Source organism: Paraburkholderia sp. BCC1885 (genome assembly GCF_900996235.1).
Classification (GTDB): Bacteria; Pseudomonadota; Gammaproteobacteria; order Burkholderiales; family Burkholderiaceae; genus Paraburkholderia.
On record NZ_CAAJGM010000029.1, the window covers coordinates 1 to 706 of the forward strand.

The 706-nt window shown below is 69.7% G+C and carries 1 protein-coding gene; it reads right to left on the bottom strand.

Annotated elements, in window-relative coordinates; genetic code table 11:
* A partial coding sequence (acpA, locus tag FQ755_RS02315; protein ID WP_144150602.1) for an acid phosphatase occupies nucleotides 1-706 on the bottom strand: 706 nt, incomplete at both ends.

Sequence of the window (706 nt, forward strand, 5' to 3'; positions counted from 1 at the left end):
CGCCGATGGTCGCGTAGCGCTGCGGCGGCAGCACGCGCGGGTTCGACGGATCGGCATAGGCCGGGTTGCCGTCCTCGGGCGGGCGCACGTTGCTGGGCTGGTAGGGCGGCGCCATGGTGTTGACGGCATAGCCGTCGGGTGTGAACAGGCCGTCGTTGACGAACTTTGGCGGGCCGTCGAGCGCCGAGGCCGGCGAGTCGCCCGCCTGCTTCAGGCGCGTGCCGGCCGGGTCGTCACCCTCGACCACCGAGGCCAGGTGCTTGGCCGGGCTGCTGGCGATGTCCGGATAGAACGGCGCCTGCGCCGAGATCAGGAACATGTGGTTCAGCCAGGAGCCGCCGAAGGCGGCCATGAAGAAGTTGTCGCAGAGCGTGTATTCGCGCGCCAGTTGCCAGAGCCGCAGCGTCTCGGCCGAGTTCCGGTAGTGGCCCATCACCAGGCCGCCCGAATCGGCCCAGGCCGCGAACTGGTCGTTGCGGCCGGCGTTGATCTGCATCTGGTTCTGGTAGAAGCGATGCCAGAGGTCGCGCGTGATCACGCCGTTCGGCAGCGGCTTGCCCTGCGCGTCGGGAATGCGGAACGGCGCGTTCTTCAAGCCCTGGATGTCGCGCTCGGCGATCATGTAGCGCTTGCCATCCACCTCCTGCGCCTGCGGCACCAGCCCGCCCCAGATCGCCGGCAGGCGCGGCAGCGGCGTGCGTCCGTC